This window comes from Phormidesmis sp. 146-20, from assembly GCF_052939475.1.
Genome location: NZ_JBJPHT010000071.1, coordinates 15,352 through 27,989, shown reverse-complemented (window position 1 = coordinate 27,989; position 12,638 = coordinate 15,352). Strand labels below are relative to the sequence as shown.

At 49.1% G+C, this 12,638-nt stretch carries 11 protein-coding genes; 6 read left to right on the top strand and 5 right to left on the bottom strand.

Annotated elements, in window-relative coordinates; translation table 11 throughout:
* Window positions 1-250 precede the first annotated feature (250 nt).
* Entirely contained in the window at window positions 251-751 is a 501-nt protein-coding gene (locus ACKFKH_RS30885) for a DUF7733 domain-containing protein (protein ID WP_446862212.1), read from the top strand.
* A 77-nt stretch (window positions 752-828) separates the two neighbouring features.
* Here the strand turns inward: ACKFKH_RS30885 and ACKFKH_RS30880 are convergent, their stop codons facing one another.
* Entirely contained in the window at window positions 829-963 is a 135-nt protein-coding gene (locus ACKFKH_RS30880; protein WP_446862211.1) for a hypothetical protein, read from the bottom strand.
* 104 nt (window positions 964-1,067) lie between these two features.
* On the opposite strand from ACKFKH_RS30880, the gene ACKFKH_RS30875 reads away from it, so the two are divergent.
* Together ACKFKH_RS30875 and ACKFKH_RS30870 are read left to right on the top strand one after the other, a co-directional pair.
* On the top strand, window positions 1,068-2,579 hold the full coding sequence (locus ACKFKH_RS30875; RefSeq protein WP_446862210.1) for a NarK family nitrate/nitrite MFS transporter: 1,512 nt from the start codon (window positions 1,068-1,070) through the stop codon (window positions 2,577-2,579).
* A 5-nt stretch (window positions 2,580-2,584) separates the two neighbouring features.
* On the top strand, window positions 2,585-3,772 hold the full coding sequence (locus ACKFKH_RS30870) for a nitric oxide synthase oxygenase (protein ID WP_446862209.1): 1,188 nt from the start codon (window positions 2,585-2,587) through the stop codon (window positions 3,770-3,772).
* Window positions 3,773-3,828: 56 nt separating this feature from the next.
* Here ACKFKH_RS30870 and ACKFKH_RS30865 read toward each other — a convergent pair whose 3' ends face one another.
* Window positions 3,829-4,149, bottom strand: coding sequence for a hypothetical protein (locus tag ACKFKH_RS30865; protein ID WP_446862214.1), 321 nt, complete (start codon window positions 4,147-4,149; stop codon window positions 3,829-3,831).
* Here ACKFKH_RS30865 and ACKFKH_RS30860 point away from each other — a divergent pair.
* Window positions 4,148-4,498, top strand: a complete 351-nt coding sequence (locus ACKFKH_RS30860; RefSeq protein WP_446862208.1) for a nuclear transport factor 2 family protein — start codon at window positions 4,148-4,150, stop codon at window positions 4,496-4,498. The genes ACKFKH_RS30865 and ACKFKH_RS30860 overlap by 2 nt on opposite strands.
* On the top strand, window positions 4,498-5,061 hold the full coding sequence (locus tag ACKFKH_RS30855) for a MarR family winged helix-turn-helix transcriptional regulator (protein ID WP_446862207.1): 564 nt from the start codon (window positions 4,498-4,500) through the stop codon (window positions 5,059-5,061). The genes ACKFKH_RS30860 and ACKFKH_RS30855 overlap by 1 nt, the downstream gene beginning before the upstream one ends.
* Window positions 5,062-5,190: 129 nt before the next feature.
* Here ACKFKH_RS30855 and ACKFKH_RS30850 read toward each other — a convergent pair whose 3' ends face one another.
* Window positions 5,191-5,436, bottom strand: a complete 246-nt coding sequence (locus ACKFKH_RS30850) for a hypothetical protein (protein WP_446862206.1) — start codon at window positions 5,434-5,436, stop codon at window positions 5,191-5,193.
* A gap of 182 nt (window positions 5,437-5,618) precedes the next feature.
* Between ACKFKH_RS30850 and ACKFKH_RS30845 the strand changes: the two genes are divergently transcribed.
* The gene (locus ACKFKH_RS30845) at window positions 5,619-6,014 is read left to right on the top strand and encodes a nuclear transport factor 2 family protein (RefSeq protein WP_446862205.1); all 396 of its coding nucleotides are present in this window, start codon (window positions 5,619-5,621) and stop codon (window positions 6,012-6,014) included.
* A gap of 415 nt (window positions 6,015-6,429) precedes the next feature.
* Here ACKFKH_RS30845 and ACKFKH_RS30840 read toward each other — a convergent pair whose 3' ends face one another.
* A complete protein-coding gene (locus ACKFKH_RS30840; RefSeq protein WP_446862204.1) occupies window positions 6,430-8,904 on the bottom strand; it encodes a two-partner secretion domain-containing protein in 2,475 nt (824 codons plus the stop codon).
* A 58-nt stretch (window positions 8,905-8,962) separates the two neighbouring features.
* Entirely contained in the window at window positions 8,963-11,956 is a 2,994-nt protein-coding gene (locus ACKFKH_RS30835) for a two-partner secretion domain-containing protein (RefSeq protein ID WP_446862203.1), read from the bottom strand.
* Between the last annotated feature and the right edge of the window lie 682 nt (window positions 11,957-12,638).

Genomic DNA, 12,638 nt, shown 5'->3' with positions numbered 1-12,638 from the left:
ACATGAGCGCAGTTGCGAGTCCTGCGGGTCCACCTCCGACAATGAGAACATTTCGGCGCGAGGCAGAACACTGTGGCGGCTGTTGCTGAATGTTGGTGGTAAAACGGCTCATGCGACCTCCATCTATCCCAATACTTTTTGAATGTCTGCTTCCGAATGAACTATCACATTGAAGTTTGACGGCTAACATCCCTATTTGGGTCGAGGTTGCTACTCTGTTGTAGACATAATTGAACCCACTCTAATTCTTATGACCTGGAAAACTGTCTTTTTGTTTATCTTTAGTGCAACACTGCTAATACTGTTGAGCGGTTGGTTGATTGGAGCCAATATCCTGCCTATTCAATCACAACCCAACTACAGTCAGGCAGAAAAGAACTTTGTACGAGTTTGGATTCAGATTGCGATCGCAGTTGGACTTCTCCTCCCCAGCTTTGCTTTTGCTACTGGGTGGCGTTCCCCAGAAAGACGAACCGTTTTTGGATTTTACCTTTTAGTACTGGTGGTTCAAATTTTAACCGAGCAGATTTGTAGTCAAATTTTTTCTCGCAGTCTGCTTGTGATGATCGGAACGCTTTATACAGTGTTTCGGCTCTGGCAACTCTGGCAAGGTCGCCAAGTGCTAGAAATGGGCGCTCAAAGGAGCAGCAAGCGCATCGTTCATAGTTTACTCTGGTTGCTACTTTTGTTTTGGACGGTCAACTTGATCTTTCTCCTCGTCGTTGGCTGGTCAAACATTTTGTCGCTCTAGCAGAGCGATAAAACATTGCTCATAGATACCTTGCTCCTCTGCACATTCTCAAAATACACAATCCTGACTGCGTTGCTCTAGAAGATGTAGAGCTTCTTTGCGATCGCCCATCGCAACGGTAAATCTTTAAACGAATTGAGCAATTCTTGCATAACCAATGCATTGCCAAACCCACTAGATGAATAGGCAAGTAGCGGTGTACTTTGTGACAAACATTTCTAGTTGTTGAACATTCATCTGCCCACTCCCAGACTTCACAACTTAAACGATCGAATCGCCTAATTGCGATCGAACAACTCGTTCTAAGGAGCTACCGATGCTTCAGCATCTATTTTCGTTTCAAGACCGCTATCGCATTCTCCACCTTACCTGGTTCGCTTTTTTTCTCTCATTCTTAGTTTGGTTTGACTTTGCGCCGTTTGCTACCACAATTCAGCGCGAACTCTCGCTCACCGCGCCACAATTGAAAGTCCTAGCCATTTGCAACTTAGCCCTAACGATTCCCGCTCGGATTGGAATTGGCATGGTACTCGATCGCTATGGCCCTCGATTCACCTTTTCAGGATTGCTGATCTTTGCGATCGTGCCTTGTCTACTGACTGCGACTGCTCACGATTTTAATCAACTCGTTTGGGCGAGTCTAGTAAATAGCATTCTCGGAGCCGGATTCGTGGCTGGTGTTCGCATGGTTGCCGAGTGGTTTCCGCCAAAAGAAATTGGTTTAGCGCAAGGCATTTACGGCGGTTGGGGAAACTTTGGTGCGGCGGCGGCGGTATTTGGGTTACCTGTTTTAGCGATCGTCAGTGCTTACATAACTGGAGGAACACTCAACTGGCGCATGGCGATCGTGTTGGTTGGGATCATCACTGCGATCTATGCCGGAATTTACTTTCGCTGCACTCAAGACACGCCTCCTGGCGAAGTTTACCAGCGTCCCAAGCGACATGGCGGATTAGAAGTCACGAGCCAGCGAAGTTTTTGGGCAATGACATTGTTGGATTTGGGCTTACTGGTTTCGCTAGGGCTGCTGACTTACCCACTGGCTCAAAGCAATGTTCATTTCTTGACGATTGTACAAGTCGAGCTAATCTGGATTTTGTTAGGGCTGCTGTACATCGTTCAATTTTACAAAGCTTGGCAAGTCAATCGCGAGGTTGTGGGATCGCTCAATCCTTTAAGTGCAAACTTTCTACGATCGACTCAGTCCTATCCGCCTGAGCAACGCTATCAGGTGCGGCAGATTGCGCTTCTGAACTTGACTTACTTCACCAACTTTGGCTCTCAAATTGCGGTTTTATCGGTCTTACCAACCTGGTTTGAACACACCTTTGGGTTAAATGCCGTCGTTGCCAGCATGGTCGCTACCGCTTATCCAGTGCTAAATTTAGTCTCTCGTCCGAGTGGTGGATTGATTAGCGATCGTTCTGGCAGTCGCAAATGGACGATGACGGGCGTAACGATCGGCATTGGCATTGGATATCTACTGATGGGCAGACTCGATGCTCGCTCAAATCTTATTGTTGCGATCGCGATCACCATGTTCTGTGCTTATTTTGTGCAAGCTGGCGCAGGTGCAACCTTTGGCATTGTGCCACTGATTCGCAAGTCTGTTACCGGGCAAATTGCAGGTAGTGTAGGCGCTTATGGCAATGTCGGAGGAGTGATTTATTTGCTGATCTATAGCCTGAGCAATGCCCAAACCTTGTTTTACAGCATGGGTGTAATCGCTTTGATTTGTGCCAGCTTGTGCGCGTTTTTTCTACAAGAACCTCAGCGTTCTGTTGCGCCATCGGCTGAAACGCTTGCCCCTTTATCTAAAAATCCCTAATTCTGATGGAACTTCGCGATTCACTTCACTTCACCAAACGGGAACAGCTTGAAGCGGCAGAATCGCTGCCAACCCTGTTGCTCGAAGCAATCGACTATCTGCGATTGCTGCATCAAGAACGATCGCTGCCAGAATCGCAGTTGCAAGAACGATTGTCAGAGATCTATCAAGACTATCGACGATCGCGCACATACTGGCAGACCGAAGCAGAATTGAACTATGGTGCAAAAGTTGCTTGGCGCAATAGTTCACGCTGCATTGGGCGCATTTTTTGGCAATCTTTCAAGGTGCGGGATTTGCGGCATCTCACAACTGCAACAGAAATCTTTGAAGCGATCGTTGAACACCTTCAACTCTCCACGAACGGCGGTAATATTCAATCCACAATCAGTATTTTTGCGCCCAGCCAACCGGGGCAGGCAGGGATTCGCATTTGGAATCCGCAGTTAATTCGCTATGCTGGCTATCGCAACGCCGATGGCAAGGTCGTCGGTGATCCGGCTCAAGTCGAACTGACCGAAATTTGTCAGCATTTGGGTTGGCAGGGACAAGGGACTCGCTTTGACATTCTACCGTTGATTATTCAGATGCCGGGACAAAACCCGCAGTGGTTTGAATTACCCAAAGCAGCGGTCATGGAAGTTCCTATCTTGCATCCTGACTATGACTGGTTTGCCGAACTCGAACTGAAATGGCACGCGCTTCCAGCAGTATCGGATTGGCGCTTGGAAATTGGCGGCATCTCCTATCCGTGTGCTCCCTTCAGCGGTTGGTACATGAGCGCTGAAATCGCGGCGCGTAACTTTGGCGATGTACAGCGGTACAATCTTTTGCCCGTGATCGCAGAGCGATTGGGAATCAATACGCGATCGAAGCTTTCACTGTGGAAAGATCGAGCATTACTGGAATTGAATCGTGCAGTTTTGCATTCGTTTAGCATCTCTGGGGTGTCGATTGTTGATCACCATACGGCTTCTGCTCAGTTCATGCGACACTGGCAGCGAGAAGCAGAGGCGGATCGGATTGTGCCTGCGGATTGGGGCAGAATTGTGCCGCCGATGTCTGCGTCTAGCTTAGAAGTCTTTCATCAAGACATGATCGATGTTTGCCTCAAACCGAACTTCTTTCCACAGGCTGCGCCTTGGACAGTTCAGACTTCGAGCCAGCAACATCAATGTCCTTTTTCGCATTGATGGGTATGGAAATTTATCTTTTGTGCAGCGATTCCCAGCAATTCCAAATTCAAAAACTACGAGGAATCAGCCGTTTGAGCAGGCGGGGAGTCAGAGAGCTTGAAATCAAGCAGATGTTGCCAACTTTCAAACCAGCAGTACTTGGTCAGTGCGAGGATATCTTGAAAGAATCCTTGCGTGTCCCTCGCTTCTGACGAATCTGCTAATAGGAACTGTCTACGAAATGTCAAACCGTGTGAAAGAGAAACGCCAAGAGATTGAGGGTGGGCAACCACGAGGCTAAGTGGTGCTGCCCATGCCCGGAGGTTATGTTCGATATGATAGCTCTTGGTCTTACAGACCAGTAAACCAAACACGAGCAAAAGCAACGGAGCCATGATGAATTCGAGGCATAAAGATTTGATATTGCAGGGTTACGCGGCGTTCAATCGACAGGATGCCAACGAATTGCTCACTCTCCTAAGCGACGATGTTGATTGGCCAGGAGATGATGTCAGGCTGCACGGCAAAGATGCAGTCCGAGCGTACTGGCTCAAAAAGTGGGCAAAAAATCACCCGCACGATGAACCCGTCGCAATCCGTGATCTCTCAGAAGAGAGAAGCGCGGTTCGCATTGACCAAGTTGTCTATGCGCTAGACGGTTCCGTTATCTCAAGAGGCATATTTGAGATGACGTTCCAGATCAAGGATAAGCTTATAGTGAGGATGGATCTTAAAAGACTGTGATGAGGCAGCAAAGTTGTTGCCACCATTCTCCAGATGCTGATCTATGGGTGTCCATGATGTCTGAGGGAAGCGATCGAATGTCATTAGAGGAGGTGTGCAGTACGCACATCAAGTCGGCTTTCCCAGGGCTGCATCGTTCCCTCCTGGATATCGTTGGCGCGATGAATCGACCCGAACTTGATCAAGCGATGCTTGAGATGGCAGGGCTGAGCCTCGAAACAGCCCTATTCACGCCTCTTGTGCTGATTGCCAAGTTGGGCCCGATCGGCGTGGTGAACCTTGCGGGGCGCGTGGGGCGTGACTACACGACGCTTAGTCGGCAGGTTGCACGGCTGGAAGAACTCGGTTTGGTAAGCCGTCAGATCAACTCTGCGGATCGACGAATTCGGGAAGCGGTGATCACGCAAAAGGGCAAGATTGCGACAGATGCCATAGATGAAGCGCGCGAACGAATCGCTTTGACGCTATTCCAAGGTTGGTCTCGCGATGATTTCGACCAACTCGTCCGGTTGCTGCGAATGCTTGCCGACGGGTTTAACGAGACCCCTGGGGGCAACGTGTAGTCGAGGCGCATGCAAGGTTTGAAATGATGAATTTTGGAACTTGCCAGAGGCATCTCTCAAAATATGTGTATAATACACTTACCTCACTCAAAGGAGAATCATGAATACACAAACATTGATGGCTCAGGCTTACTTTGCGTTTAATCGGCAAGACATTGATAGCACGTTCTGATGAGTGAGAACGTCAGTTGACCAAAGGCTTCGGAAGGCGATCGAGTCGTCGGAAAACAAGACATCCGTGCTTACTGGACGCATCAGTGGGCTGAGTTCGATCCTTACATGAAAGTGCTTCAGGTCATCGATCGTGAGTCCGGCAAAGTCGATGTCAAGGGTCATCAGCTTGTTATACCAAATCAACCAACAAATGATACTCATAAAAAATCAGTTAATTAACCGATTTCTATCTCTCAGATTTGAAAAGAACCTATCAGGGAAGCCGTTTCAAAGTCCCCCAAAATGGGGGATTTAGGGGGCGAGGATCTGTATCAGTAACTAGTGAATTTGGTATTAGGCTGCTTTCTTATTTCAATGACATTTGTATTGAATGGTAAACAATCATGAGTTCAAATCAGCAGTTTCTGCAAAATTTATACGAAGCCTTCAACAAAGGCGATCTGGAAACCATCATCTCGGTGATGCACCCGGACGTGAAATGGGCGAACGGGGTGGAAGGCGGTTTCGTTTATGGACGCGACGCGGTGCGCGAATACTGGACGAATCAATATAAGGTGATTCAAGTGCAGCTTGAAACCTTAAAATTCGAGACGGATGAACACAATCGAAATGCCGTTACCGTTCATCAGGTCGTCAGAGATTTGCAAGGCAATTTGCTCGTGGATACAACAATTGAGCAAATCTTCACCATCGAGAATGGTTTGATTAGTCTTTATGAAATTGGCGAAACCGAAACCATCCAAGAGAAGATTCAAAAGACGAAAACTCCCAATGAGTAATTGGGAAGGCAGTTACATTCTTAAGCTCGACTTTATCCATTAAGCCGCATAGCAAAACCATTCTACGCTCTGCTGAGGTGTAGCACTCAGGTTGGTGCAAAGAAACGCTATGGCCCAATCCCGGCAGATTACTTTGACTGACTTCTAGATTGCCTTGAATTGAACCGAGACTGGAGGATTGATTGTTTTCGATCGCACCCCGAAATGCAGGTGCTTCTCTCAGATCGACTCGTAAGATATTGCGTAGCGTGCTGCCTGCGACTAACTCGGCATTCACTTGCTCAATTAGTGGGTCGAGTTGTAAGTAAGGCTTCTTCTAAACGACGTTGGTTTAAGGGTGTTGTAGTAGCGCGTTGGAGCCGCGTTGCCTTCGGCTCTCGCAAGCGCGATATCTGCGGTATTGAATCCATTGAATCTAGGGACAGTTTCGGCTCAGGATCAGCTTTCCGCTTGGAAGTCGGTAAACGCCTTGAGATTCGACAATCGGATCGCCTTTTCGCCAGGGACGATTGGAACTGGTGGGTTTGCCATCCCCCGGTAGTGTTTCGACATCGACGATCGGAAAGCTCGACGCTTGAGCCTCCCCAGGACGCTGTGGCAAGCCCCCGCTTCCGGTGATGGTGAAGCTCCCTTGAGTCGCTTGATTCCGACGGACAATGCAGCTAGTTGCTAAGAGGGTGTCTGTATTGATTTGAGTGTCGGGAAGTTCAGTCAGGCTGTTTTGGATGAAGCTGACATCAGGGATGGTAATGATTCCGCTCACAGCACCCGTTGCATTGACATCAACTTGATGATTGTTATCGAGCGTATTGAGATTTGTCCCAGCAGGAGCAGGACGATAATTCTCACCGAAAAAGGCGGGCGTATTGAGCGTAATATTTCCACCTCTGCCACTGCGAGCGAAGGCGAGAATGTCGCTGTCATTGAATGCGACGATTGAGTTTGCAGTGAGCGTGATATCTCCGCCGTTATCTGCACCAGAGGCGACATCAGAGCGAATATCAGAGTTGCGAAACAGTTGAATCGCTCCAGCATTGATGGTAATCGTCCCGCCAGCAGAACGACTAGAGCGCGTCTCGATCGTGCCATTAACGGCTTGTAGCCCAATGCGGGCTGTAATATCGACATTACCAGCTCTTCCATCGCCAGAGCCAGAACTAGAAATCACCGCTCCGTCTCGCACAACTAAGCGCCCCGTGTCAACCTTTAAGGTTCCGGCATCCCCGATACCTCCACCAACTATAGTTCCACCACTTATAGTTCCACCACTTCTAGCCTCCAAGATACTGCCATCTCCATAAAAGGCTGATTGACCGCTCACTTCGACGGACTCAGAAGCGTTAATCTGCAAGTTGCCACCCTTGCCTGTGAATAAAGTACTAGCTGATACTCTTGCCCCATCACGCACAACCAAGCGCCCCGTATTAATCCTCAAATCTCCTGCGTCTCCAATGAAACCCTCAGTAGACAAGCGACTGAAGCTAGACGTTGACTCTCCAACAACCTCGACGGATTCAGAAGCGTTAATCTGCAAGTTGCCACCCTTGCCCTCACCGTTAGCACTTGTAACGATCAGTGAGCCATCACGCACAATCAAACGCTTTGTATTGATCCTTATGTCTCCCGCATCTGCGGCAAATGCAGTCGCAGATAATAAGAGGGCATTCGGATCGGTGACAGAAGATTCGCCCACTTCGATCAACTCAGAGGCATTAATCTGTAAGTTACCTCCTTTCCCTGTACCGCGAGCAATCGCGTAAGTAAGCGTTGATATCTGTCCTCCTCCGCTCATCAGCAAGCGCTCTGTGTCGATCGTGATGGTTCCTCCGGTTCCCGTTCCAAAAAAGCTCACCTCAGATGCCAGAAACGATCCCTCTCTCAGGGTTGTTTCTGATGTGCGTATCCGCATTTCCCCACCATTCTGTGCGCCCAATGTGTCGGATCGAATCTTGGAGCCTTGTGTCATATCTAACCGCGCTCCTCGAATTTGAATATCCCCACTGCCTTCGCCGCTAGCATCAATGAATGCTTCGTTGGAGAGCGCGATCGTACCAAAATTTTGTATCGCATCATACCCAAGTACAAAGCGAGAATTGCTTTGTGTTAAGCTCATACTCCCTGCACCAGCGACACTCCCAAGCTCAATTTGCCCTCCAGCGGTGGTTAGTCGTCCTCCATCTAGTTGAACATCTCCCCCAATCAGCGCCAGGGTGCGATTCGGTCGTACCTGAAGTCCGGGAGCCTGATCGAGTGAGTTTGGCTGATTAAATGAGCTTTGAGATCGCGATCGATTCACGATCGGTTGAGCCGCAACCGCATTAAACCAAAATGCCGAGGGACTGACACTCAGTAAGTTACTCTCAGTCGGTTGTGAGGCACTAAATAATCCCGCATCGCCCAATCGAACTGCATTGGCGGTGGTGGCTAGAAACGATCCCCTGACATCCAGGCTCGAATCTGCTCCAAAGACAATGCCGTTGGGATTGATCAAGAACAGGTTCGCATCACCTAGCACGCCTAATCGTCCTAAAATTTCAGAGCGATTTGCCCCTGTGACCCGCGAGAGGATGTTTTGAATTCCGGTTGGATTGGCAAAGTAAGCACCGCGTCCTGATTCAATATTGAATTGTGAGAAACTGTGAAATAAGTTGGCACCTCGAATCGCGCCACCCTCAATACGAATGCCTTCGGCAACAGCGGAGCTACCGCTCTCGATTCCTTGTATTGTGGCATTGGGAGCTACCACAGACCGCTCATTACCCAATGTATCATCTGGCACGATTTGCGCCAAACTACTTTGACTGATTCCAACGAGCAGTGTCCCGACGAATGCAATCCGTCTTCCAATTTTCCACTGCCAGCATTGACTAAACCAGCTTTTGATAACCATAGAATCGCCTCCCCAACTCGTTATGAAAATGAGTGACTAGAATCTGCGCGATCGCATCTTAAAGACAGTTTCGGCTCAACACGAGCTTGCCGTTTGGCAGTCGATAAACGCCTTGAGGTTCAACGATCGCGTCTCCTTTTTGCCAAACTCGATAGGAAGTCGGTTCGCGCTCAGGCAGAGTTTCGATCTCAACCGTTGGAAAACTGGATGCCTGTGCCTCTCTAGGGCGTTGCGGTAAACCGCCTGTTCCCGTGATCGTGAAGCTGCCTTGTGTGGGTTGATTGCGGCGGACAATGCAGCTATTTGCTAAAAGCGTGTCTGTGTTGATTTGAGTGTCTGGAAGTTCAGTGAGACTGTTCTGGATGAAGCTCACATCGGGGAGGGTAATGATTCCGCTGACCGTACCCGTTGCGTTGATATCGACTCGATCGTTGTTGTTGAGAGTCAGAAGATTCGTGCCAGGAGGCGCAGGACGGTAGTTTTCGCTGAAAAAGGCTCTCGTGTCGAGAGTAATATTTCCACCTCTGCCATTCCGAGAAAAAGCTAGGATATCGCTATCGCCGAACGCGAGAATAGAGCGAGCTTTCAGGTCTATATTGCCGCCGCCTCCTTCACCAGAAGCAACATTACTGATGATGTCAGAATTATCAAACAGACGAATCGCCTTAGCTTCGATCGTAATCGCACCTCCAGCAGAGCGACTCGTGTTGGTTTGAATTGTGCCATTGTTTGCTTCGAGCGTGTCTCGAACGGTAATGGCAATATTGCCTGCTTTTCCTGTTCTAATGCTGCGGCTAGAGATGACTGCTCCGTCCTGCACCCGCAGTCGTCCGGTATCAATCTGCAAAACCTCCCCTGCATTCCCGCTGCCGTTACTGGCTGTAAATAAGCCACCAGAAACACCGGCTGCGGTTCCAGACAACTCAACCAAATCCGTTGCTCTAACCCGCAAACTGCCGCCCTTACCTGAACTGAAAGTACTGGCTGAGACCACTGCCCCATCCTGCACCCGCAATCGTCCTGTGTCGATCGTCAAATCCCCTGCATCCCCAATGCTTCGACTCTGAGTAAACAAGCCACTGTCAATTCTCCCATTGTCAAAGGTGCCAATTATCTCGACCGACTCAGCAGCGTTAATCAGCAAGCTGCCGCCCTTGCCTGCACTCTCAGTACTGGCAGTTACTTGCGCTCCACCCTGCACCCGCAATCGCTGCGTATCAATCCTCAATCGCCCTGCATCCCCACCTGCTGCTCTTCCACTAATCAAATTCAAGGCACTGGGGGTTCGACCATCGGCAGAGACACCAATGATCTCGACCGAATCCGCAGCGTTAATCAGCAAGCTGCCGCCCCTGCCTGTACCTCTAGTATCGGCTGCTATCAGTGCCCCATCGCGCACGATCAATCGCTTTGTGTCAATTCTTATATCCCCTGCATCCCCACTCCCTCGACCCCCAGCAAATAAGCCACTAAGCAACTGACTATCGGCAGAGGTTCCAATAATCTCGACCGAATCCGCAGCGTTAATCAGCAAGCTGCCGCCCTTGCCTTGATCTTCAGTATTGATTGTTACTACCGCTCCAGCACTCACCCGTAAACGCTGCGTGTTAATCCTTACATTCCCACTCCCTTGACTCCCAGCAAACAAGCCACCGCGAATCTGACCATCGGCAGAGCTACCAATCAGTTCGACCGAATCCGCAGCGTTAATCAGCAAGCTGCCGCCCTTGCCTAAACCGAAAGTACTAGTTGATACTTGTGCCCCACCCTGCACTAGCAAGCGCTGCGTGTCAATCCTCAACTCCCCTGCATCCCCTGTTTCTGTACTCTGAGCATTCAAACTACTGGGTAATTGACCATCGGCAGAGGTTCCAATTACCTCGATCGAATTCGCAGCGTTAATCAGCAAACTGCCGCTCTTGCCTGAACCATAAGTAGTCGCAGATACCCCTGCTCCACCCTGTACCAACAACCGCCCCGTTTCAATTCTGACATCTCCTCCAGTTCCCGTTCCTATTGCATTAGCATTCAGGGCTGACTTTCCATCTAGAACAACCTCTGATGTGCCTACCAATACCTGCTTGCCATTTCCTGCTCCTAATGTGTCAGCCCAGATATCTGAGCTTTGCGTCATCTCCAGCCGCGCTCCGCGAATCTGAATGTCACCGCCTCCTGCTCCACTCGCATCTACAAACGCTCTGTTTGATAGCTTGATGTTGCCAAAATTATTTATTGCGTCATACCCCAGGACAAGGCTGTTTTCGCTCTGACTTAGACTCACTTCACCCACGCCTGCCACACTGCCAAGCTCAATCCTTCCCCCGGCTGCGGTCAGGTTTCCGCCCTCTAGCAGCACATCGCCGCCCACTAGCGCTAGAGTTCGACTCGGTTGTACCTGAAGTCCTGGAACACCGTTATTTGAGTTAAGCTGATTAATTAAGCTCTGTGCTTGTGATCGATTCACAATCGGCGAAGCTGCAACGGCGTTAAACCACAACGCAGAAGGACTAACGCTGAGCAAATTACTTGTAGTTGGTTGTGATGCACTAAATAGTCCCGTATCACCTAGCTTGATCGCATTCGCGGTCGTCGCCAAAAATGCTCCCTTCACATCCAAGCTGGCAGCAGATCCAAACACAATGCCATTAGGATTCATTAGAAATAAATTAGCATTGCCTAACACGCCTAACCGTCCTAAAATTTCAGACCGATTTGCCCCGGTGACACGAGAGAGAATATTTTGAATTCCGGCTGGATTTGCGAAATAAGCACCGCGTCCCGATCCAATACTGAATTGTGAAAAACTGTGAAATAAGTTGGCACCTCGAATCGCGCCACCCTCAATACGAATGCCTTCGGCAACAGCAGAGCTACCGCTGATCACTTCCTGGATATTGATATCAGGCGCAACCGTAGAACTTTCGCTCCCCAGTGTATTATCTGGCACAATTTGAGCCAAACTGCTTTGACAGAATCCAAGCAACAGGGTTCCTACTAAAATTGCCTGTTGTCCAGCAGCCCAGCCCTGACTGAACTTCCATCGAGTGCTCATAAAGACATTTCTCCAGCCATCACAGTTTGTTACTATGCTGGTTAAGAATTTACCATAGCTAACTCTGATAAGCCGACATTGCCTTTCCTCTATTCGCTGCTTCCTGCTATTTCTCGCAGGTTTTACCGTTTGCTTATGGCTGGATTATGTCGCGATTAGCGCAGAGCGCAACTCCGCAGGAACCGCTCAGCCTGCCGATCTCCTTCAGCAGGGCATTGAGCGGTATCGGGTGGGAGATACACCAGGGTCGATCGTGGCTTGGCAAACAGCTTTAGCAACCTACCAAAAGGCGAACAATTAAGTAGAAAAGGCGAATGTTCGGGCGAAGCTTGCGATCAATCTGGAGAAGTCGCAGCTTTAGAAAGTTTGGGCGAAGCCTATCGCTTCATTTGCTGAAGATGGTCGATGAGGCTCATGACATAAGAAGACGGAAACAACTCTTCCATTGCCGTTTTTCTTTTATGGATAGATTAGCCCTGGATCTCTGGAGAGTACTATCCACTTTCGTAGAACTCAAACTAGCAGAGAACTTCAGCACTGAAATTCTCTGCTAAATGGCACTCTATTTAAGCTATGGGTTTCAAAGACAAACGATTAAGCAGGCTGGCAATTACTAAGAAAACTTGCTTCGCGCGCAGCACAAAATGCTACTTTAAAGAGCGCTCAATAAATGTTTAGAACA